The 23,720-nt window shown below is 49.0% G+C and carries 16 protein-coding genes and 1 pseudogene; 11 read left to right on the plus strand and 6 right to left on the minus strand.

What is annotated here, in order from left to right; translation table 11 throughout:
- Positions 1-102 precede the first annotated feature (102 nt).
- The 4 genes and pseudogenes from U0008_RS07840 (at position 103) to U0008_RS07855 (ending at position 5,790) form a co-directional block, all read left to right on the plus strand.
- Positions 103-996: a YcbJ family phosphotransferase gene (locus U0008_RS07840; RefSeq protein WP_043492491.1), complete on the plus strand. Its 894-nt coding sequence runs from the start codon at positions 103-105 to the stop codon at positions 994-996.
- 439 nt (positions 997-1,435) lie between these two features.
- Positions 1,436-2,839 (plus strand): nucleobase:cation symporter-2 family protein, encoded by a 1,404-nt coding sequence (locus tag U0008_RS07845; protein WP_051874103.1) that lies wholly within the window; start codon positions 1,436-1,438, stop codon positions 2,837-2,839.
- Between the two features lie 127 nt (positions 2,840-2,966).
- A pseudogene (locus U0008_RS07850) lies at positions 2,967-4,448 on the plus strand (uracil-xanthine permease family protein).
- The gene (locus U0008_RS07855) at positions 4,423-5,790 is read left to right on the plus strand and encodes an 8-oxoguanine deaminase (RefSeq protein ID WP_043492355.1); all 1,368 of its coding nucleotides are present in this window, start codon (positions 4,423-4,425) and stop codon (positions 5,788-5,790) included. The pseudogene U0008_RS07850 and the gene U0008_RS07855 overlap by 26 nt, the downstream one beginning before the upstream one ends.
- 12 nt (positions 5,791-5,802) lie before the next feature.
- Here the strand turns inward: U0008_RS07855 and U0008_RS07860 are convergent, their stop codons facing one another.
- Both U0008_RS07860 and elyC read right to left on the minus strand, forming a co-directional pair.
- Positions 5,803-6,066: a hypothetical protein gene (locus tag U0008_RS07860; protein ID WP_025800980.1), complete on the minus strand. Its 264-nt coding sequence runs from the start codon at positions 6,064-6,066 to the stop codon at positions 5,803-5,805.
- Positions 6,063-6,833, minus strand: a complete 771-nt coding sequence (gene elyC / locus U0008_RS07865; RefSeq protein ID WP_043492358.1) for an envelope biogenesis factor ElyC — start codon at positions 6,831-6,833, stop codon at positions 6,063-6,065. The genes U0008_RS07860 and elyC overlap by 4 nt, the downstream gene beginning before the upstream one ends.
- A 164-nt stretch (positions 6,834-6,997) precedes the next feature.
- On the opposite strand from elyC, the gene cmoM reads away from it, so the two are divergent.
- The 7 genes from cmoM (at position 6,998) to U0008_RS07900 (ending at position 17,776) form a co-directional block, all read left to right on the plus strand.
- Positions 6,998-7,795, plus strand: coding sequence for a tRNA uridine 5-oxyacetic acid(34) methyltransferase CmoM (gene cmoM / locus U0008_RS07870; protein WP_043492361.1), 798 nt, complete (start codon positions 6,998-7,000; stop codon positions 7,793-7,795).
- Entirely contained in the window at positions 7,792-9,114 is a 1,323-nt protein-coding gene (gene mukF, locus U0008_RS07875; protein WP_025800983.1) for a chromosome partition protein MukF, read from the plus strand. Before cmoM ends, mukF begins: the two co-directional genes overlap by 4 nt.
- Positions 9,095-9,823, plus strand: a complete 729-nt coding sequence (mukE, locus tag U0008_RS07880) for a chromosome partition protein MukE (protein WP_025800984.1) — start codon at positions 9,095-9,097, stop codon at positions 9,821-9,823. Before mukF ends, mukE begins: the two co-directional genes overlap by 20 nt.
- Entirely contained in the window at positions 9,820-14,274 is a 4,455-nt protein-coding gene (gene mukB / locus U0008_RS07885; protein ID WP_043492365.1) for a chromosome partition protein MukB, read from the plus strand. The genes mukE and mukB overlap by 4 nt, the downstream gene beginning before the upstream one ends.
- A 229-nt stretch (positions 14,275-14,503) precedes the next feature.
- On the plus strand, positions 14,504-16,318 hold the full coding sequence (gene ldtD / locus U0008_RS07890) for a L,D-transpeptidase (RefSeq protein WP_072008158.1): 1,815 nt from the start codon (positions 14,504-14,506) through the stop codon (positions 16,316-16,318).
- 178 nt (positions 16,319-16,496) lie between these two features.
- A complete protein-coding gene (locus U0008_RS07895) occupies positions 16,497-17,045 on the plus strand; it encodes a peptidoglycan L,D-endopeptidase MepK (RefSeq protein ID WP_025800987.1) in 549 nt (182 codons plus the stop codon).
- A gap of 83 nt (positions 17,046-17,128) precedes the next feature.
- Entirely contained in the window at positions 17,129-17,776 is a 648-nt protein-coding gene (locus tag U0008_RS07900) for an MBL fold metallo-hydrolase (RefSeq protein WP_043492368.1), read from the plus strand.
- 72 nt (positions 17,777-17,848) lie between these two features.
- Here U0008_RS07900 and U0008_RS07905 read toward each other — a convergent pair whose 3' ends face one another.
- The 4 genes from U0008_RS07905 to pncB form a co-directional block, all read right to left on the minus strand.
- Complete coding sequence (locus tag U0008_RS07905; protein WP_025800989.1) at positions 17,849-19,042, minus strand: amino acid aminotransferase; 1,194 nt, start codon at positions 19,040-19,042, stop codon at positions 17,849-17,851.
- A 306-nt stretch (positions 19,043-19,348) separates the two neighbouring features.
- Positions 19,349-20,485, minus strand: a complete 1,137-nt coding sequence (ompC, locus tag U0008_RS07910; RefSeq protein ID WP_043492375.1) for a porin OmpC — start codon at positions 20,483-20,485, stop codon at positions 19,349-19,351.
- Positions 20,486-20,812: 327 nt separating this feature from the next.
- Positions 20,813-22,213, minus strand: a complete 1,401-nt coding sequence (gene asnS, locus U0008_RS07915) for an asparagine--tRNA ligase (RefSeq protein ID WP_025800991.1) — start codon at positions 22,211-22,213, stop codon at positions 20,813-20,815.
- Between the two features lie 265 nt (positions 22,214-22,478).
- The gene (pncB, locus tag U0008_RS07920) at positions 22,479-23,684 is read right to left on the minus strand and encodes a nicotinate phosphoribosyltransferase (RefSeq protein ID WP_043492377.1); all 1,206 of its coding nucleotides are present in this window, start codon (positions 23,682-23,684) and stop codon (positions 22,479-22,481) included.
- Positions 23,685-23,720: the final 36 nt, after the last annotated feature.

Genomic DNA, 23,720 nt, shown 5'->3' on the forward strand with positions numbered 1-23,720 from the left:
CTTTTGATCTAGTCGAATACAATACCTTGATAAATCCGCCATGATAACTTTCTATCTGGTGAAAAAAGGTACCGCGCAATGCAGCAAAACCTGTATCACAACATGGATCATTTAAAAGCCGAACTTAGCGTTGTTCTTGGTGAGTCAATTGGCCGCTTAGAACAGATCAGTGAACAGCCGTATGCCAGCCTTTTTGCCCTCTATAATCAGCAGGGCACGCCTTTACCTTTGGTAGCAAAAACTTTTTTATGCCAAGGAATTGCCCAACAGGAAGCTTACAAACTGTCGATGCTTGCACGGCAGGGCGATATCCGCTTACCGACGGTTTATGGCGTTCTCACAACCCATCAGTCCCCATTCAAAGAAGTATTATTAATTGAACGATTGCGCGGTGTTTCTGTTGAAGCGCCGACACGAACGCCGCAGCGCTGGTCGTGCTTAAAAGACCAAATTGCAGAAGGGCTCCTCTCTTGGCATCGCATTGATAGCCACGGTTGTGTGGGTAACGTTGACAGCGTACAGGAAAATCGCTGGCCAGCTTGGTACGCACAGCGCTTGGAGGTCATCTGGGCCACGCTTGGCAATATGCCAACGTCTGATTTAAGCATTGAAGCTCGCCGTATTTTGTTTCGAAGTAAAGAACAATTGCCTGAGCTGTTTGCGGGCTTTGACGATAGCTGCGTGCTGGTTCATGGCAACTTAACGCTAAGAAGCATGTTAAAAGATCCCAAAAGCGATCAGCTACTTGCCATGCTGAATCCAGGAATGATGCTCTGGGCTCCGCGTGAGTATGATCTATTCCGTTTGAGCGAAGATGGTATGGCTACCGAATTGCTTCACTCCTATTTGCAGAAAGCCCCCGTGAGCGAGGATTTTATGGTACGCCGCTGGCTATATGTTCTGTGGGAGTCAATTGGGCGCTATTTACATACTGGCGTGGTAGATCGTCCGGTTGTTGAACGCGCAGCTCAGCAACTGCTCCCTTGGTTGGGTTAACTGTGAGCTGTATTTGAGCATGAAAACCAGCAAGCCATATTAGGTTGCTGGTTAATTATCAATCACTATGAGAGGTGATAATCTGATAATGATACAAACTGCTACCACTTTGATATTTTGGTGTTCCAATAAACGCCCTGTTTCATTCCTCGATGATGCTTTCGCCCGCTAATTTCGCTGAAATATAACGTCTTATTAAGTATCAAATGTGATACCGCCCGCAATTATTTCGTTTATCTCCCTATTTAGCCTCCAATAAATAAAAGTTCGCATGCTCTGTGCATAGTTGGCATGTGCGCAAATAACTGATGTGTTCTATCAACTCTAAAACTATTTGCGCTGACGAAAACGCTGTACATCCGTAAATAGGGGAGCAAGTGCTCTCGAATCGTAGCTGGTTAACCTACCATTTAGCCGAGCCGTAAGGAGTGATGTGTCCATGAGCGTCATAAATCCGCATCTAAAAATAGAACACAGTAAAAGTATACCGTTAGACGATGCCGTCGAGCGCAGGCTACCGATTGCACAGCTGTTCACGCTAGGTTTACAGCATGTTCTCGTGATGTACGCTGGTGCCGTTGCCGTGCCTTTGGTTATCGGCGGTAGCTTAGGTTTACCCAAAGACCAAATCGCTTTTTTAATTAGCTCAGATCTTTTCTGTTGTGGCGTAGTGACGCTGTTGCAGTGTTTGGGGATTGGTCGTTTCGCCGGTATCCGTCTTCCCGTTATTATGTCTGTCACATTTGCTGCGGTAACGCCAATGCTGGCGATTGGTGCTGATCCTAATATCGGGCTGACGGGGATATTCGGTGCCACAATAGCGTCTGGTATTATTGCAACATTACTCGTTCCCATCATCGGGCGGCTTATGCCGCTGTTTCCTACGGTAGTCACCGGCGTGGTGATTACCTCTATCGGCATTAGCATTATGCAGGTGGGTATTGACTGGGCCGCGGGGGGAAAAGGGAATCCTGATTACGGTAGTCCAATATATATTGGGACCTCGCTCTTAGTGTTGGTTTTTATTCTGCTAGTGACTCGTTTTGCCAAAGGTTTCCTATGTAATATTTCCGTACTGCTCGGCATTCTTTTTGGTTTTGCCATTGCTTTCTCTATGGGGAAAGTGAATTTTTCTGGATTAGATAACGCCGCTTGGTTTGCTCCTATAAAGCCGTTTGCATTTGGCATGCCTACGTTTGAACCCGTCAGTATTCTTACGCTCACTATTATCATGCTGATCACCTTTATTGAGTCGATGGGGATGTTTCTCGCCCTTGGCGATATTGTAGGAAGGCCAACTAAGCAAGCGGATATAATTCGTGGTTTACGGGTTGATGGAATTGGTACCGTTATTGGTGGGTTGTTTAATAGTTTTCCACATACTTCTTTTTCACAAAACGTGGGTTTGGTCAGCGTAACCGGTATTTCCAGCCGTTGGGTTTGTGTTATGTCGGGCGGGATTTTAATTCTGTTTGGTTTGATCCCTAAAATGGCACTTATCGTTGCTTCTATTCCACAGTTTGTGTTGGGAGGTGCCGGTATTGTGATGTTTGGAATGGTTCTAGCAACGGGGATCCGTATCCTTTCACGCGCTAACTACAGCACTAATCGCTACAACCTTTACATCGTCGCCATCAGTATTGGTATTGGCATGATACCCACGGTGTCACATGATTTTTTTAGCCAGTTGCCAGCAGCAATTCAGCCGTTGCTTCATAGCGGTATTTTATTAGCTACCGTGTGTGCGGTAAGTCTTAATCTCTATTTCAATGGTTATCATCCCGATAAAGAGTTAGAAAACGATAACGGTGAAAATGAAATTGTAGAGGAAGTCGCCAAATAAACAGCTGAATCAATAAATTTAACGGGGATGTAGATCGTGGAGAGGGGCCATTTTCTACATGCCATCAAATGAAATATCTAAATAATACTCGCAGATAGAGGGAGTTATTGTGAAAGCGATTAATCACATAGAAAATTATTTACAGGAGAGTCAAACCTCCCCTCAAAAAAAAACAGATGTCGATCCTGTGGATGAAATATTGCCGCTTGGACAAATGTTAGTTTACGGTTTTCAGCACGTATTGGTGATGTATGCCGGTGCCATTGCCGTTCCTTTAATTATTGGTAAAGCCGTTGGGTTTACGCCTGAGCAAATTATATTTTTAATCAGTACCGATCTCTTTATCTGTGGCTGCGGTACGATCCTATAATCAATAGGTTTATTTAATATCATTGGTAGCAAACTCCCGATAGTGCAGGGATGCACTTTTGCTGCGCTTATTCCAATGACGCTTATTGGCCAGCAGTATGGGATCGGTGGTATTTCCGGCGCAGTTATTGCCGCCGGGATATTTACTCTATTGTGTGCTCCCTTCGTGTGTAAGCTTGTTCGCTTTTTCCCTAAAGCCGTTATGGGCACAATAGTGACGCTTATTGGCCTGTCCATTCTACCGGTGGCAGGAGGATGGATCGGTGGTGGCGATTTGGACGCCGTGAGTTTTGGCAGCTACGGCTCGCTGTTGATGGCCTTATTTACGCTGGGCATCGTGATGCTAATTTACACCTTCGGTAAGGGGATGCTGAAGAATGTGGCCGTGTTGGTGGGAATCATCATTGGTACGTTGGGATATTACTTCATGGGAAAACTCGATCTTTCCCAAGTGGCATCGACCAGTTGGATGACCTTTCCTTATCCGATGCGTTTTGCAGTTCCTGAGTTTCATCTTTTCCCTGCGGTGTTGATGTGTATGGTGATGGTGGTTGTGATGGTAGAAACCATGTCATCGATGATGGCGATGGGGGAAATCGTTGACCGTCCCGCCGACCAAAAAACATTGAAGCGCGGTCTTTATGCCTGCGGTTCAGCAACCCTGTTTGGCGGTTTTTTTAATATGTTCCCCTATGCGGCCTTTGCCCAAAACGTTGGGCTCGTCAGCATGACCGGTGTCCGTAGCCGTTTCATTGTTGGTGTGGCTGGCTGCATTCTTATCACCCTTGGTCTGTTCCCTAAACTCGCGGCTTTTGTTGTCGCTGTGCCGAAACCAGTGCTTGGCGGTGCGGGGATCGTCATGTTTGGCATGGTTGCTGTTTCAGGGATTCGAACGCTAGGACAGGTTGATTATCGCAATAACAATAATGGGATGGTTGTCGCGTTAACGCTCGGTCTTGGCATGTTGCCGGTGATGGTGCCGCAGTTATTTCAACAAATGCCACAGGCCGCAGAGATGTTCTTACACAGCGGGATTACCATTGGTACCGTTGTGGCAATAGGCGCTAATTTGATCCTGAATGGCCGCGATAGACAAGCAAAAATCCCTGGGTGCAAAGAGTGCGAGCTGCAAGAGGTCAATGAAAACAGTACGGCGGCTCGAGAGGTCTTTAGCACGACGCGCGAATATATCGCTATGCGGAGGAAGAGACAAAATGCACAAAAGAACGCTGCTCTTTAAGAACGCGGAATTACTCGTCACGATGGATGACGAACGACGAGAAATTAGAGGTGGCTGCCTGCTGGTGGAGGGAAATCGTATCGTTGCCGTTGGTGGTGACGAGCTTTGTGCTGCACCAGCAGATGAAGAAATAGACCTGCGTGGGCATATCGTTATTCCAGGACTGATCAACACACATCATCATATGTTTCAGTCTTTAACGCGCGTGATACCCGATGCGCAGGACGGTGAGCTTTTTGATTGGCTCAATAATCTCTATCCCATTTGGGCTGGACTTACCCCAGAGATGATCCGAGTTTCGACTCAAACTGCGATGGCAGAACTGATGCTTTCGGGATGTACCACTTCCAGTGATCATCTCTACGTTTATCCAAACGGTTGTCGTTTAGACGACAGTATTGATGGCGCTCGCGAAATAGGTATGCGTTTCCATGCTTGCCGAGGAAGTATGAGCGTAGGGCGCAGCAAGGGGGGGTTACCCCCCGATGAGTTGGTCGAAAATGAGCAGGCTATTTTAGAAGATTCATTGCGCTTAATTCATAGCTATCACGATGCTCAGCGCTATAGCATGCTGCGTATTGCGTTGGCGCCTTGCTCGCCTTTTTCCGTTAGCCGCGAATTGATGGTGAAAACCGCGCAGATGGCGCGTGAATATGGTGTGTCACTTCATACCCATCTAGCAGAAAATGACAGCGATGTGAGTTACAGCCAGACGCATTTTGGCATGACGCCAGCGCAGTACGCCGAAGATTTAGGATGGGTCGGAACCGATGTTTGGCATGCACACTGCGTCAAACTGGATCGCTCAGGAATTTCGTTGTTTGCTAGAACCGGCACCGGTGTGGCGCATTGCCCATGTTCAAATATGAGGTTGGCGTCAGGTATAGCGCCGATCCGCACAATGCTTGATGAAGGTGTCTCTGTTGGCCTTGGCGTAGATGGTTCAGCATCTAACGATGCAGGAAACATGATTGCAGAAACGCGGCAGGCGCTGCTATTGCAGCGGGTTGGCTTCGGCCCTGATGCGATGACTGCAAGACAGGCTTTAGAGATGGCGACGCGCGGTGGAGCGAAAGTACTCAACCGCGACGATATTGGCTATTTAGCCACGGGTATGGCGGCCGATTTTGTTGCGTTTGATCTCAATACTTTGAATCTTGCGGGGGCTAAACACGATCCGCTGGCGGCGTTAGTTTTCTGTACACCAGGGAACGTGGCTTTCAGCGTGATTAATGGGCAAGTTGTCATCCGTGAAGGGGCATTGCAGACCATTGACCTACCTTCGGTCGTGCAACATCACAATCGTTTAGCATGCTTATTAGTGAATAGGCATCGGCTGTAATTGATATCACCTTCAGCGGCGTCTTTGTCTAAGCCAAGCATGGCAAAGACAATAGACGCCAACGGGGATAAGTAAAAGAGCAACTGCCGCTGTGATCAGCGCCATCACGGTGTTTAGCCCTGTCGTCCATCCGAGGACAAATCCCACAGCGCTGATAGCATTAAGCGGATTGAAGCTGACCGGCATATTTTCAGCTTTAGAAAGCAAGTCGAGTAAAACCACCTGCATTTCAAATACGATAATCGCCGTAAAAAGGCTGATCAGTCGGAGTCTCATTTTTCACCTTTTGTCGTGATGATTGCCTGCCACCAACTCCCCAACGTCTCATACCAGGCCCGTTCGCTATGGCCAAGATAAAGCGATGAAGGTAACCAGCGTTCCCAAGGATTTAACGGTGACGAAATAGCTAATTGATTGGCTGGAACCGGGATCGGATTAAGCCCCTCGGCCTTAAAGAAGCGTAGTGCACGAGCCAAATGGTTTGCCGATGTGACCAGCAATATTTTCTGCTTGTCGGTAATCTTTGCCACCTCTTTAGCCTCTTGCTGCGTATCGCGCGGTTTATCAAGCACAATAATTTTATCAGCAGGAACGCCTAAACTTTCGGCTACGTTGGCGGCAACGCGCGCGCTGCTCACCGGATTGCCAATGGCCGCAGCACCGGTGAAAATAATTTTGGCATTGGGATTCATTTCAAGCTGGCGGATCCCTTCGGTGACGCGCGGCAAACTGTTGCTGATCAGGTTCGAACTGGGTGCCCAATCAGAGTTAAAAGTATAACCCCCGCCGAGTACCACGATGTAATCTGCGTTGCTAGTTTGGTTTAATGTAGGATAACCGTTTTCAAGCGGAGCCAATAATCTATCGGCGACGGGTTGCAGACTTAGCAGCAAGATCCCAAGCCAACCGAGTGAAATACAGATTTTTCCTAGTCGAGACCAGCGCGTCCAGCAGATAAAAATCAGGCCTACCGCGACGATCAGCAGCAACAGTGGCAGGGGCAAAAGTAGCCCGCCGATAAACTTTTTTAGCGTAAACAGCATGAATCAGGTGCCTTTCTGAATGAAAAAACGACATCTAGATAGAATATGTGGCCGATAAGATTCATTCTAAGCCAGCCTGTGTCAAAATAGCAGGTTTAAAGCGTCCCTCACGGGGAGATTTTTCTGGTGGTGCGCTGTGCAAATATTCAGGAGCCGACATATTCATGAGTCGAGGTACGCAAGATCGTAATTTTGACAATATCGCTGAAAAATTTGCGCGCAACATTTACGGTACGACCAAAGGAAAAATCCGTCAGGCAGTGTTATGGCAGGATCTGGAACAGTTGCTCAAGCAGCTCCCGCAAAGATCCTTACACATTCTTGATGCAGGTGGTGGGCTTGGGCAGGTATCCTGTGAGCTTGCCGCACGCGGTCATCAGATCACGCTGTGTGACATCTCGGGTGAGATGCTAAAGCGGGCGCAGGCCTATGCTGAAGAAAAAGGTGTGATCCAACACATGCGTTTTGTGCAAAGTCCTGCGCAAGAGATGCATCAGCATTTAGAACAGCCGGTTGATCTGATATTGTTCCATGCGGTTTTGGAATGGGTCGCTGAACCTCAAGAAACGCTAGCATCTCTGATGAAGTGTTTAACGCCAGGCGGCGCTTTGTCGTTAATGTTCTATAACTACAATGGTCTATTAATGCGAAACGTGATCATTGGCAATACGGCATACGTCAATCAAGGGATGCAAAAACGCAAGACACGTACGTTGTCACCCGACCACCCGTTGGATCCACAAAAGGTGTACGGCTGGCTTGAAGACATTGGGCTGACAATTTCCGGTAAAACGGGCGTGCGGGTATTCCATGATTACCTACGAGACAAGACGCAACAAATTGAGGCTTTTGATGATCTATTAGCGCTGGAGCAGCGTTATTGTCGTCAGGAGCCTTTTGTGAGTTTGGGGCGCTACATCCATGTGATGGCGCACAAACCCGACACGAAGGACCAACTATGAGTGATTTCTCCCAGACTGTACCGGAGCTGGTTGCCTGGGCGCGGAAAAATGACTTTTCAATTTCACTTCCAACCGAACGTTTGGCGTTCATTTTGGCTATTGCCACTTTGAACAGCGAACGATTAGACGGTGAGATGAGTGAAGGTGAACTGATCGATGCATTCCGACACGTCAGCAAAGCTTTTGAACAAACACATGAAACGGTAGCCATCCGTGCCAACAATGCGATTAACGATCTCGTTAAGCAGCGCCTGCTCAACCGCTTTACCAGCGAGTTAGCCGACGGAAACGCGATCTATCGTTTAACGCCGTTAGGCATTGGTATTACGGATTACTATATTCGTCAGCGGGAGTTCTCAACGCTGCGCCTGTCTATGCAGCTGTCAATCGTGGCGCAAGAGTTACGCAGCGCAGCCGAAGCGGCAGAAGAGGGCGGTGATGAGTATCATTGGCATCGTAATGTGTTTGCCCCGCTGAAATACTCTGTTGCTGAGATCTTCGACAGTATTGACTTAACCCAGCGCATTATGGATGAGCAGCAGCAGGGCGTTAAAGCAGATATCGCGGCGCTGCTGAATAAAGATTGGCGTGCTGCCATCTCAAGCTGTGAAGTCTTGCTCTCGGAAACCTCGGGCACCTTGCGTGAATTGCAAGATACGCTGGAAGCGGCGGGTGATAAGCTGCAGGCAAACCTGCTGCGTATCCAAGATGCCAACCTGAATAATCCTGATTTGGCGTTTGTTGATAAACTGGTGTTTGATCTGCAAAACAAGCTAGACCGCATCATCAGTTGGGGCCAGTTGACCATCGATCTGTGGATTGGCTATGACAGACACGTGCATAAATTTATCCGCACCGCGATTGATATGGATAAAAACCGTGTCTTTGCCCAGCGCTTACGCCAGTCAGTTCAGAACTACTTTGATAACCCGTGGGCTCTGACCATCGCCAATGCCGATCGTCTGTTCGACATGCGTGATGAAGAGCTGGCCTTGCTGAACGAAGAGGTCACCGGCGAACTACCTCCGGATATGGAGTACGAAGAGTTCTCTGAGATCCGTGAACAGCTGGCAGCAATGATTGAACAAGAGCTGAAGATTTATCAAAAAGAACAGCGTCCATTGGATTTAGGCGCGGTTTTGCGCGAATACCTAACCCAGTATCCGCGCCAACGTCATTTCGATTTGGCAAGAATTTTGGTCGACCAAGCGGTTCGCTTAGGTGTGGCTGAAGCTGATTTCACCGGATTACCTGCTCAATGGCAGGCAATCAATGATTACGGAGCCAAGGTACAGGCCCATGTCATCGACAAATACTGAAAATATGATGCCAGCTAAACTGGCGCTAGCGGTGTTTAACCCGCTATTCCCTGCACTGGATAGCCAACTGCGATCCGGCCGTCACATCGGCATTGATGAGCTAGATAACCATGCTTTCCTGATGGATTTTCAGGACGAGCTTGAATTATTTTATAGCCGTTACAACGTTGAGTTAATCCGCGCCCCTGAAGGTTTCTTCTACCTCAGGCCGCGTTCGACCACGTTGATCCCGCGTTCGGTGCTGTCTGAACTGGATATGATGGTCGGAAAAATCCTGTGTTATCTCTACCTTAGCCCTGAGCGTTTGGCGCATGAAGGCATTTTCAGCCAGCAGGAACTCTATGACGAGTTACTGTCTTTGGCCGATGAAAACAAGCTGCTGAAATACGTTAACCAGCGTTCAACGGGCTCGGATCTCGACCGCCAAAAACTGCAAGAGAAAGTGCGTACCTCATTAAATCGTCTACGCCGTTTAGGCATGGTCTATTTCATGGGGAATGACAGCACGAAATTCCGCATCACCGAAGCAGTGTTCCGCTTTGGTGCAGATGTGCGTAGCGGTGATGATCCACGTGAATCCCAGTTGAGAATGATCCGTGACGGTGAAGCCATGCCGTTAGAAAACACGTTATCACTGAATGATGAAAACGAAGAAAACGAATCCAGTGCAGACGGTAGCGCGGACAACGCGGAGGATGAACAGGAATGATTGAACGCGGAAAGTTTCGCTCGCTGACATTGGTTAACTGGAACGGTTTCTTTGCCCGAACTTTTGATCTGGATGAATTGGTGACAACGCTGTCCGGCGGTAACGGTGCAGGTAAATCCACCACCATGGCGGCGTTTGTCACGGCGCTGATCCCAGACTTAACGCTGCTGCATTTTCGTAATACCACGGAAGCCGGTGCGACTTCAGGGTCACGCGACAAAGGCTTGCACGGAAAGTTACGCGCTGGTGTCTGTTATGCCACCCTCGATGTGGTTAACTCACGCCATCAGCGTGTGTTAGTCGGTGTCCGCCTACAGCAGGTTGCTGGGCGCGATCGAAAAGTGGATATCAAGCCGTTCACCATTCAAGGCTTGCCAACCTCATTCCAGCCAACGGAAATCCTAACGCAAACCGTGGGTGAGCGTCAGGCTCGTGTGCTGCCGTTAAACGAACTGAAAGAGCGCGTAGAAGCTATTGAAGGCGTGCAGTTCAAACAGTTTAACTCGATTACCGACTATCACTCCTTGATGTTTGATTTAGGTGTGATCCCGCGCCGTTTACGCTCGGCATCAGATCGCAGCAAGTTTTATCGCCTGATTGAAGCGTCGCTTTACGGCGGTATTTCCAGCGCGATTACCCGCTCCCTGCGTGACTATTTGCTGCCAGAAAATAGCGGCGTACGTAAAGCTTTCCAAGATATGGAAGCGGCTTTACGTGAAAACCGCATGACGCTGGAAGCGATTCGCGTTACGCAGTCTGACCGTGATTTGTTCAAACATCTGATCACCGAAGCAACGTCTTATGTTTCTGCTGACTATATGCGCCATGCCAATGAACGACGCATACACCTCGATCAGGCACTGTTACTGCGCCGTGAATTGCTGGGTGGCCGTAAACAGCTGTTGGCGGAACAGTATCGTCATGTGGAAATGTCGCGTGAGTTAGCCGAGCAAAGCGGGTCTGAATCCGATCTCGAGACCGATTATCAGGCGGCAAGCGATCATTTAAATCTGGTGCAAACCGCAATGCGCCAGCAGGAAAAGATCGAGCGCTATCAGAGCGATCTGGAAGAGCTGACCTACCGCTTAGAAGAACAGAATGAAGTGGTGGCTGAGGCGAGCGATCTGCATGCAGATTATGAAGCCCGTTCAGAAGCCGCGGAAGCTGAAGTTGACGAACTAAAAAGCCAGTTGGCTGATTATCAGCAAGCCTTGGACGTTCAGCAAACCCGCGCAATTCAATACCAGCAGGCGCTACAGGCGCTAGAACGTGCGCGTCAAGTGTGTCAGTTGCCCGACCTCAATGCGGATAACAGCGAAGAGTGGCTAGAAACGTTCAGCGCGCGCGAGCAGGAAGCGACTGAAATCCTGATGCAGCTTGAGCAGAAAATGAATGTGGCCAGCGCCGCGCATTCACAGTTTGAAAATGCTTATCAGCTGGTGGTTAAGCTGGTGGGCGAAGTTAGCCGGAGTGAAGCATGGCAGGCGGGGCGTGATTTATTACGTGACTGGTCTTCACTTCAGCATCAGTCGGAGCGCGTGCAGCCGTTACGCATGCGTTTGGCCGAATTGGAGCAGCGTTTGCGTTCGCAACAAGATGCCGAGCGTCTGTTGCAAGACTTCTGCAAACGCACTGGCCAGCAGTATCAGCCAGAAGAACTGGATGATGCGCAGCGTGAGATGGAAGAGCGCATTGAAACGCTGACGATTGATGTGGCTGAAGCCAGCGAGCGCCGTATGGTGCTGCGCCAAGAGCTTGAGCAAATCACGGCGAAAGCGAAAGATTTGACGACGAAGGCTCCTGTGTGGCTTGCCGCGCAGGAAGCGCTGAGTCAACTGAGTGAACAATGCGGCGAAGAGCTGTCAGACAGTCGTCAAGTCACTGAGCAGATGCAGCAATTGCTGGAGCGTGAACGTGAATCGACCGTTGAACGCGACGAAGTTGCTCATCAAAAACGTGAAATCGAAAGCCAAATCGAGCGTTTAAGCCAGCCAAGCGGTGCCGAAGATGGGCGCCTAATCGCTTTGGCCGAACGTTTTGGCGGCGTGTTGCTGTCTGAAATCTACGATGACGTCACCATCGACGATGCGCCGTATTTCTCGGCGTTATATGGCCCAGCACGACACGCGATTGTTGTTCCCGATCTTTCCTTGGTGCGCGAGCATCTGGCGGGATTAGAAGACTGTCCAGAAGATCTCTATCTGATCGAAGGGGATCCGCAGTCGTTTGATGACAGCGTATTTGCCGCCGACGAACTGGAACGCGCCGTGGTGGTGAAAACTGCCGATCGTCAATGGCGCTACTCTCGTTTCCCTGAGGTGCCGCTGTTTGGTCGTGCCGCGCGTGAAAGCCGCTTAGAAACGCTGTATGCACAGCGCGATGAGCTGGCTGAGCGTTATGCGAACCTGTCATTTGATGTGCAGAAGACTCAGCGCTTACATCAAGCGTTCAGCCGCTTCATTGGCAATCACTTAGCGGTGGCGTTTGAGCAGGACCCAGAAGCTGAATTACGTCAAATCAACAGCCGTCGTACTGAGATTGAACGAGAGTTCAATAATCAGGACAACGTGACGCAACAGCAGCGCCAGCAGCTGTCGCAGGCTAAAGAGAGCGTCGCGCTGTTGCATAAGCTCACGCCGCATATCGGTTTACTGGCTGATGAAACCCTTCAAGATCGTGTCGAAGAGATCCGTGAAGAGCTCGAAGAGGCGCAGGAAGCTGCGCGCTATCTGCAACAGCACGGCACCAATCTGGCTAAGTTGGAACCGATGCTTTCTGTATTGCAAAGCGATCCAGAACAGCATGAGCAGCTACGTCAGGATTATCAGCAGGCTCAGCAGAATCAGCGTACGGCCAAGCAACAGGCGTTCGCGCTAACGGAAGTGGTGCAGCGTCGTGCGCACTTCAGCTATAGCGATTCTGCCGGAATGCTAACTGAAAACTCTGACCTCAACGACAAACTGCGTCAGCGTTTAGAGCATGCTGAAGCCGATCGCAGCCGGACGCGTGAACAGCTTCGCCAGCAACAGGCACAGCTAGCCCAGTATCATCAGGTTTTAGCTTCGCTGAAAAGCTCGTTTGAAGCTAAACGTGACATGCTCAAAGAGCTGTCGCAAGAGCTGCAAGATATCGGTGTTCAGGCCGATCCTAATGCGGAAGAGCGTGCACGTATCCGTCGCGACGAGTTGCATACCGCACTGAGCAACAACCGTGCGCGTCGCAATCAGCTCGAAAAACAGATCATGTTCTGTGAATCTGAAATGGATAATCTGCAAAAACGCCTACGTAAGGTTGAGCGCGATTACCACCAGATTCGCGAACAAGTCACCACCGCGAAAGCGGGCTGGTGTGCGGTGATGCGTTTGGTGAAAGACAACGGCGTTGAACGTCGCTTGCATCGTCGTGAGCTTGCCTATATGGATGCGGACGAATTGCGCTCTATGTCGGATAAGGCATTAGGCGCGTTACGACTGGCCGTGGCGGACAACGAACATCTGCGCGATGTGCTGCGTTTGTCAGAAGATCCTAAACGCCCAGAACGTAAAATCCAGTTCTACATTGCCGTTTACCAGCATCTGCGTGAGCGTATTCGTCAGGATATTATCCGCAGCGACGATCCTGTCGATGCCATCGAACAGATGGAGATTGAGCTGGCTCGTTTGACCGAAGAACTGACATCGCGCGAACAAAAACTGGCAATCAGTTCGAAGAGCGTGGCGAACATTATTCGCAAAACCATTCAGCGCGAACAAAATCGTATTCGTATGCTCAACCAAGGCCTACAGACGGTGGCCTTCGGGCAGGTGAATAGCGTGCGTTTGAATGTTAACGTGCGTGAAGCGCATTCAACGTTGTTGACGGTATTGTCAGAGCAGCAGGAGCAGCATCAGGATCTGTTTAACAGCAACCGACTGACGTTCTCTGAGGCGCTAGCAAAACTGTATCAGCGTCTTAATCCACAGATCGATATGGGACAGCGTACGCCGCAAACCATCGGTGAAGAATTGCTGGATTATCGTAATTACCTTGAAATGGAAGTAGAGGTTAACCGTGGTTCAGATGGTTGGCTGCGTGCTGAAAGTGGGGCGCTGTCAACGGGCGAAGCTATCGGTACCGGTATGTCCATTCTGGTCATGGTGGTTCAGAGTTGGGAAGAAGAGTCTCGCCGCCTGCGTGGTAAAGATATTTCGCCTTGCCGACTGCTATTCCTTGATGAAGCTGCGCGTCTGGATGCGAAATCTATCGCGACGTTGTTCGAGCTGTGTGAACGTCTGGAAATGCAGCTAATTATTGCGGCACCAGAAAACATCAGCCCAGAAAAAGGCACTACCTATAAACTGGTGCGTAAAGTGTTCAATAACACTGAACATGTGCATGTTGTGGGGTTGAGGGGCTTTGCTCCTGAGAAAAGTCCTATAGAATCAGTGGCTCAAGAAGAATCTGAGACATAATTTCTTGTAAATTCCGCATACTGAAATCATTATTAACGCAAACGGCCTTCAAATAAGGCCGTTTTTTTTGGCAGAATATAGCCAGTGACGTATCATCATATAATTAACGTGCAATGTCTGGGTTGTTGACGCACCAACCGACAGTGAAACGGCAAAATGTCATTTCTATTTGTATAATTAAGCTAAGGCTCCGAAATTCGGTGTCTATGAGCTAACTAGGGAGCAAGGGATGGTGCTGAATAACAGATTCCGTCTAAGCCATATGGTTGTCGGTGGTTCAATAGCAATGAGTGCATTGGCGCTGAGCGTAATGCCAGCCTATGCAGACGTAGCTAAACAACCCGTGGTTTCAGTGGCGACCATGAGTGTACCTCAATCGCGTTCGGCGCTGTTGTCGCAGCTTCCACGGGGCGTTTCACTGCGTTATTTGAACCAACTTTCTTCGCTCTACGCTGCGAATCACATGCAGCCAATGTGGCAGGATCGTACGGCGGTTCAACAATTTCAACAGCAGCTGGCTGAAGTTGCACTCTCTGGCGTTCAGCCTCAGTTCACCCAATGGGTTCAGGCGCTAACTAATCCCGATGTCAGTGGCATGGCGCGTGATGCCGTCTTATCTGATGCGATGCTGGGCTACCTGCAATTTGTCTCCGGCGTGACCGCAACCAAAGGTAGTTGGCTATACAGCTCGGTGCCTTATGCAATGGCAGAGCCGCCGACAACGCTGGTAAACAACTGGCAGTTGTCGATCCGTGATGGTCGTTTGAATACCTTCGTTAAATCGCTAGAGCCTGCACATCCTCAGTACGCCGCGATGCATAAAGCGTTAAAAAATCTGTTAGCGGATGCGCGCCCTTGGCCTGTGGTGAGTGACGGGCCGAGTTTGAAACCGGGCGACCTGAGCGCGGATATGCCTGCGCTGCGTGAAGTGTTACAGCGTACTGGAATGTTGGAAGGCGATGCTAGCGTGAAGCCAACGCCGGTGCCTGACGCACAGCCGCTGCAATCTCCTGCGAGTCAGGATCCTAATGCGGTGATCAGCCCATCAACCACCGCAGTGACTGATTTGACTAAGCAACAACCATCACCAGAGGCTGAGCCAGCCAAAGCAGCATCCGTTTCGGTGATCGATAACCGCTATACGCCTGAGCTCGTAGAAGCCGTGAAGCGCTTCCAGCAGTGGCAGGGGTTAGCCAGCGACGGGGTGATTGGCAAGCGTACGCGTGAGTGGCTGAACGTATCACCGCAAACGCGTGCTACTTTGCTGGCGTTGAATATACAACGTTTGCGTATTTTGCCGGGGGAAGTGAATACCGGCATCATGGTCAATATTCCTAACTACTCGTTGATTTATTACCAGAACGGCGCAGAAGTACTTTCATCGCGAGTCATTGTAGGGCGCCCAACGCGTAAAACGCCGCTGATGAATAGCGAACTGAATAACGTGGTGGTTAATCCTCCGTGGAACGTGCCAACAACGCTCATTCGTGAAGATATCATCCCTAAAGCTATGCACGATCCCGGCTATTTCGATCGTCACGGTTATCGCCTTTTTTCTGGATGGAGTAGCGATGCAGAAGTGGTTAATCCTTATATGATTGACTGGGCGTCGGTGTCGCCGCGTAATTTCCCGTATCGAATTCAGCAAGCGCCAGGGGCGAATAATTCGCTAGGTCGCTATAAATTTAATATGCCAAGCCAAGATGCTATTTATCTGCATGACACGCCAAACCACGGATTATTTGAAAAAGATATTCGCGCGCTGAGTTCAGGTTGTGTCCGCGTTAATAAAGCTTCGACGCTGGCAAACATGCTTCTTCAAGATGCGGGTTGGAATGACGCGCGAGTTTCGTCTGCTCTGAAAGAGGGGAATACGAAATATGTGCCGATACGTCACCGCATTCCTGTTCGCCTCTATTATCTGACAGCATGGGTTTCGGAAGATGGTAAGCCGCAGTTCCGCACAGATATTTACAATTATGATGACACTGTACGTTCAGGGGCAAAAATCGCCGCGCAAGCCGAGCGGCTTTTTCAACTCTAGCAAGCAGTTAGCAAAACCATAGTTTTTGTAATGTTGTAAATGATAGCCATAAAAATCTGTGATAACCCGCCAACCTTGGCGGGTAGCGGGTTGACTCGATCTTCCATGGCGGTTATGGTGCCTGACGGTGCGCTTTGGTGCGTGATTTTCAGACATTTTGCCGAGTACAACTTATCTCATGGATCCAATTAATATTCATCGTCGCAAGTGGTTGGCTTTAGGTGGCGCTGCTATGGGAATGGCAATGCTACCAGGGCAAGCGTTAGCAACGCTTTCTACACCACGTCCTCGTATTTTATTACTCAATAATTTAAATACCGGTGAACAACTTAAGGCTGAGTTCTTCGACGGTAAAAACTATATTCAGGAAGAATTAGTTCGCCTGAATCATTTGTTCCGCGACTATCGTGCGAATAAAGTAAAAAGTATTGACCCTCGCTTATTCGATCAAATTTTTCGTTTGCAGGCGATGATTGGCACGCGTAAACCGATTCAGCTTATTTCCGGCTATCGTTCTCCACGTACCAATAATGAATTACGCGAGCGTGGCAGCGGCGTGGCGAAACACAGTTACCATACGCTTGGTCAGGCGATGGATTTCCATATTGAAGGTGTTCAGCTAGCCAATATTCGTAAAGCCGCATTGAAAATGCGAGCGGGTGGCGTTGGATATTATCCGCGCAGTAATTTCGTACATATTGATACCGGCCCCGTTAGAAATTGGTAATGGCGCTTTAAGACGGTATTATTAGGTAGTCAAAGAGATCCTAAACGTCGGCCTTTGCCGGCGTTTTTTATATTGGGGCAAACATGAAATATAAAATCATTCCCGTTACTGCATTCCAGCAGAATTGCACTGTTTTATGGTGCGAGCAGACGCTTCAGGCCGCGATCGTCGATCCGGGCGGTGAGGCAGCAAAAATTCAGCGGGAAGTTGAAGCGCTGGGTTTAACGGTGACTCAAATTCTGCTGACCCACGGGCATTTAGACCACGTGGGAGCTGCTGGCAATTTGGCGAAAAGCCTAAATGTGCCAATCTATGGCCCGCAGGAAGAAGACCAGTTTTGGCTGGAGGGGCTGCCTGCTCAGAGCAAAATGTTTGGCCTCAGTGATTGTGAACCCTTGGTGCCTACCCGTTGGTTAAATGACGGTGATACCTTGCAGGTGGGTAATGAGACGTTGCAGGTTTTCCATTGCCCTGGTCATACGCCGGGTCATGTGATTTTCTTTAATGAGAAATCACGCTTGGCGCAGGTTGGCGATGTGTTATTCAGCGGTGGTGTCGGGCGTAGTGATTTTCCCCGTGGCGACCATCAGGCATTGATTAACTCAATTAAAACTAAGCTGTGGCCACTGGGCAATGATGTTGCGTTTATTCCAGGTCACGGACCCATGTCGACTTTTGGCCAAGAGCGCCAGACTAATCCGTTTGTTCGCGATGAGCCTGCGGTTTGGTAGCGTCGTTGTAAATGTTATTTGCAGCATAAAAAAGGAGCCTTTCGGCTCCTTTTGTCGTTTCAATATGCGTGTTTATTTCAATACGGCGACAATGGCTTCACACAGCGGTGCCATATTGTCAGGCGTCATTCCTGCTACGTTGACGCGGCCAGAGTTTACGGCATAAACGCCAAATTCATCACGCAGGCGGATCACCTGATCTTTGGTGAGTCCACTGAATGAGAACATGCCGTTCTGCTTAATGATGAAGCTGAAGTCTTGCTCAGCGCCTTTTTCCTGCAGGGTGTTAACGAACAACTGACGCATACGTTGAATGCGTTGACGCATGTCAGTGAGTTCTTGTTCCCAAATAGTACGCAGGGCTTCATTACCCAGAATAGTAGCTACCACAGAACCACCGTGCGCTGGTGGGTTTGAGTAGTTAGCGCGGATGGTCGCTTTAATCTGGCTGAATGCTTTATCGGCGGTTTCACTGTCAGCGGCAACTAATGTGCAAGCACCAACACGCTCGTTGTAGAGGCCGAAGTTTTTAGAATATGAGCTCGCAACCAGCAATTCGTCATGCTTGGCTGCGAAAATGCGCAGACCCTGAGCATCTTCTTCTAAACCGTTGGCGAAACCTTGGTAGGCGAAGTCAAACAGCGGTAACCAACCTTTGGCAACAGACATTTCTGCCAGCGCTTCCCATTGTTCTGGCGTTGGGTCAATACCGGTTGGGTTATGGCAGCAACCGTGGAATAGAACCACATCACCGGCTTCTGCTTGCTCTAAGCTGTTCTGGAGGGCTGCAAAGTCTAACTGATGATTTGCGGCATCGTAGTAATCATATTCGCGTACTTCAAGCCCTGCGGCGTTAAATACGCTTTTATGGTTAGGCCAGCTGGGGTTGCTCACCCATACGCGCTTAGCTGAAGTTTTATTGGCAATAAAATCGGCTGCCACACGCAGAGCACCAGTCCCACCTGGGGTTTGAGCCGCATGAGCACGTTTGTCCTGAATGATTGGGCTTTCTTTACCAAACAGTAATTCCAGCGTGCAGGTAGCGAAAGCAGGAATACCATCGATGCTCAGATAGTTTTTCGTGGTTTCGTTTTCCAGCAGATACTGCTCAGCTTTTTTAACGCTGGTCAGAACCGGTGTTTTACCTGTTTCATCTTTATAGACGCCAATACCTAAATTGATTTTGTTAGTACGGGCATCGGCACGGAATAAATCGGCAAGACCTAAAATCGGATCCGCTGGTGCGGCTGGGATATTTTCAAACATGTAAGAGCTTCCATGTGTGGGATTGAGCCAGAGAACCCTCAGGTTACCGCTACGCCGCGAGCTTGCCAACCGTTTGCCACAAAAAGAATACAAAGTTGTTACCTGAATGCTTCAATGCCGATAAAAGCACCAAAAATAAGAAGAAAACCCGAAAATCAGGCAGAAAATAGGGGGGTAGAATACGGTCAAAAAACGGGGAAGGGTAAATTATCAGTGATGGATAGAGTCAAATCCTAGACAACAAAAAGCAGAGCCGAAGCTCTGCCTTTGATTCTCTTCTGCTACAACCGCGAGGTTGCCATCAGATTAGAACTGGTATACCAGACCAACTGCTACGATATCGTCAGTTGCGATGGCGTTAGCTTTGGTGAATTCGTTGTCATCCAGCAGGTTGATTTTGTAATCAACGTAGGTAGACATGTTTTTGTTGAAGTAGTAAGTCGCGCCGACATCAACGTATTTAACCAGATCCTGGTCGCCACCGTTGAAGGTTGCGCCATTTGCAGCGTATTGACCCAGATCTTTACCTTTTGACTGCAGGTAAGCAACGGATGGACGCAGACCGAAGTCGAACTGGTACTGTGCAACAACTTCGAAGTTCTGAGTTTTGTTAGCAACACCGGTAGAACCGAATGGAGTCATGTTGCGAGTTTCTGCATACATAGCTGCCAGGTATACGTTGTTAGCGTCGTATTTCAGACCAGCGGTCCATGCATCAGCTTTGTCACCACCAGCGACGTTGCTGCCAGCCTGACGGCCCAGAGCGGTTTGCTGATTAGTACGGTCAGATGAAGAGTACGCTGCACCAGCGCTGATGCCCATACCGAAATCGTAAGAGGTAGACAGACCGTAGCCGTCACCGTTCTGCTGCTGGTAGCCACGGCCGTTGTTGCTTTCGGTCGCGCTGCCGTTTTTGCCCTGGTACTGAGCGGCGATGTTCAGGCCGTCAACCAGACCGAAGAAGTTGTTGTTACGATAAGTCGCAACGCCGTTGGTACGGCCAGTCATGAAGTTGTCGGTGTTGGTGTAAGAGTCACCACCGAATTCTGGCAGCATATCGGTCCATGCTTCAACGTCGTAGATTACGCCGTAGTTACGACCGTAGTCGATAGAACCTGCATCACCGAATTTCAGGCCCGCAAAGCCCAGACGGGTTGCGTTTTTAGAAGAGCCGTTGCTTTCGGTGTTGTTTACTTTGATGTTGTATTCCCACTGACCGTAACCAGCCAGTTGGTCAGAGATCTGAGTTTCGCCTTTGAAGCCGAAACGAGCGTAAGACTGGTCGCCGTCTGAACCTTTGTCGTCAGAGAAGTAGTGCAGACCGTCAACTTTACCGTACAGATCCAGCTTGTTACCGTCTTTGTTATAGACTTCAGCTGCGTTTGCTGCACCGGCTGCTAACAGCGCTGGGATCACTACTGCAAGAATATTGCGTTTCATCATTGTTACCCTCTAAAGGAGTTATTTTTTTTTTGACACCTGCCACTGCCTAATTTAATTCTGCGCGGAACTATTTCATCACTTACGGAACTAAAAGAGAAAGTATGGTGTCTTCCTGTGTCTGCATCGCAGTGTTCCATTCACTAGAGCGATAATCTACATCGAAAATGATACAAAACTATAATTCGAGTAACAAAACGCAAGAATGTGTTTCAGAATGTAAAAGTTTGGGAACTTTGTGACAGGGGTCTAAGTTTAAAAAAGAGAGGGGCCAGCATTGCTGGCCCCTTTTTTGTGATCAAAACGTTGAAATGTTGTTTTATTACTTAATTAGAAGGTTGCGTTTCTTGGGGTGCGTGGGAACGGGATCACGTCACGAACGTTTTGAACGCCGGTCACATAGGCGATTAAACGTTCAAATCCAAGGCCAAAACCAGAGTGAGGCACGGTGCCATAACGACGAAGATCGCGATACCACCAATAATCTTCTTTATTTAGGCCCATTTCTTCTAAACGTGCATCCAGAACGTCTAAACGCTCTTCACGCTGAGAACCACCGATGATCTCACCAATGCCTGGTGCCAACACATCCATTGCAGCAACGGTTTTGCCATCTTCGTTCATACGCATATAGAACGCTTTGATGTCTTTTGGATAGTTTTTCACCACCACCGGCGCTTTAAAGTGCTGTTCAGCCAAATAACGCTCATGCTCCGAAGACAGGTCAACACCCCAGTAGACTGGGTTTTCGAAGGTTTTGCCACATTTAAGCAGAATATCAACTGCGTCGGTGTAATCCACCTGAGCAAAGTCGGAGGTGACAAAACGCTTCAGGCGATCGATGGCGTCTTTGTCTACGCGCTGAGCGAAGAATTCCATGTCATCGGCACGCTCATCAAGTACGGCTTGGAAGACGTATTTCAACATTCCTTCGGCAACGCCTGCGATATCGTCGAGATCCGCAAAGGCAACTTCAGGCTCAACCATCCAGAATTCAGCCAAATGGCGGCTGGTGTTGGAGTTTTCTGCACGGAACGTTGGACCAAAGGTATACACCTTAGACAGCGCACAGGCGTAGGTCTCGCCGTTTAGCTGGCCGGATACGGTCAGAAACGCTTCACGACCAAAGAAGTCTTCACCGAAATCGACTTTGCCTTCGTCAGTACGCGGCAGGTTTTCCATATCCAACGTGGAAACGCGGAACATTTCGCCAGCGCCTTCGGTATCAGACGCGGTAATCAGTGGGGTAGAAACCCAGAAATAACCGTTTTCGTGGAAGTAACGGTGAATAGCCTGCGCCAGCGTATGACGAACGCGAGCAACCGCACCAATAAGGTTGGTGCGTGGGCGTAAGTGAGCAACTTCGCGCAGATATTCGATGCTGTGGCGCTTTGCCGCCATTGGATATGTGTCTGGATCTTCAACCCAACCCACCACTTTCACTTCCGTGGCTTGAATCTCGAAACTCTGGCCTTCACCCGGTGATGCAACCACTTTACCGGTGACTTCCAGTGAACAACCCGTTGTCAGGCGTAAAACATCACTTTCATAATTCGGCAGAGAATTATTAACGACGGCCTGTAACGGATTAAAGCAGGAGCCGTCATAAACGGCGAGGAAGGAGATACCAGCTTTAGAATCTCTCCGGGTACGTACCCAACCGCGCACGGTGACTTCAGTGTCTACCGCGGCACGACCTTGCAGTACGTCGACTACAGGCACTACGCTCATAGATTTCTCTCTTTTATTGATCTTGGATGATAAATAACCTACAGCCCAGATAATACGGGCATGTTGCTATGTTACTTGTCATGCAAACAGACACAAGAAGAAATCGCAGCCAAATCGCAAGAACTTGATGAGATATTGGGGGATTGAATGAAAAAAAGAAGAATAATCGATTTTATCAGTCAAAATTGGCGTTTTTTAGGCAAAAAAAAGAGGGCGTTGCATACGCCCTCATAATATTGATTACGTTAACGAGTAAGCTAAGTAATTAACTGGCTTTTTTTACCAGCGGTAAATCAAAGGCTTTGCGCAACGCTTTAACGAAAGCTTTGTCGTGGCAAATAGTTTTGCCTGGACTATCAGACAGCTTGGCGACGGGCTTGCCGTTGCACTCTACTAACTTAATCACAATATTTAGCGGTTTAACCTCGGGAATATCACAGGTTAAACGTGTGCCGATACCGAAACCAAGATTGATGCGGTTATGAAAATGACGATAGAGCTCCAAGGCTTTTTCAAGATCGAGATTATCGGAGAACACCAACGTTTTTGTCATCGGATCAATACCCAGCTTCTGGTAATGCGCGATGGCTTTCTCGCCCCATTCAACCGGTTCACCGGAGTCATGACGCAACCCTTGGTAGCGATTCGCAAACTGTGGGCCAAAATCGCGTAGGAAAGCATCCATCGTGATGCAGTCGGTGAGAGCAATACCGAGTTGATCTGGATATTCATCTAACCACGCTTGCAGGGCTGCTCGCTGGCTGTTCGCTAATACCGGGCAAATCTGCTGGTGGGCTTGGAACCATTCATGAGCCTGAGTTCCCATCGGTGCAAGATTCAGCAACTGGGCAAACTTATAGTTGCTGGTTCCAACTAAATGTGGGAAATCCGTTTTCAACGTTTCAATAATGGCTCGTTGGACGTCGTGTGAGAAACGGCGGCGTGTGCCGAAATCCATCAGCTTAAAGCCAGAAAGATCGATATCTGCGCTCAGCTGTTTAAAGGAATCGAGTTTTTTACGCAGCTGTGCCACGGCCATTTCTGCCGTTGCCAGAGGTGAACGATCGCGATGTACCACTTCACTGATAACAGCGAGCAGCGGCACTTCCCACATGATCACTTCACGCCAAGGGCCAGTGATGCGGATATTGAGATGGCCGCCTTCGTCACGGATATCGACCTGTTGCGGGTTAAAGCGAAAATCGCGCAACCAGTCCAGATAATCTTTTTTGAAGAAAGGTAAGGTGCTGAGATAGTTATATTCTTCATCTGTCAGCGCAAGATTGCCCATTAGAGCAACCTGCTGAATAATTTCGTTGGCATAACTGCCCAGTAACTCGTCGCCACGGCAACGGAATTCAGCCGCTACGGAGAGATTGCGGTAACGATGATACACGGCCTGCTGCATATGCAACTTATAGGCGTCAGTATCCAATAATGAAGTTAATATCGGGGAAGCATGTTGAGTCATGGCGCGTTACTGCATCCTCGTCAGGGATATTCCACG

It is taken from the genome of Hafnia alvei (assembly GCF_034424155.1).
In the GTDB taxonomy this organism is placed as follows: Bacteria; Pseudomonadota; Gammaproteobacteria; order Enterobacterales; family Enterobacteriaceae; genus Hafnia; species Hafnia alvei.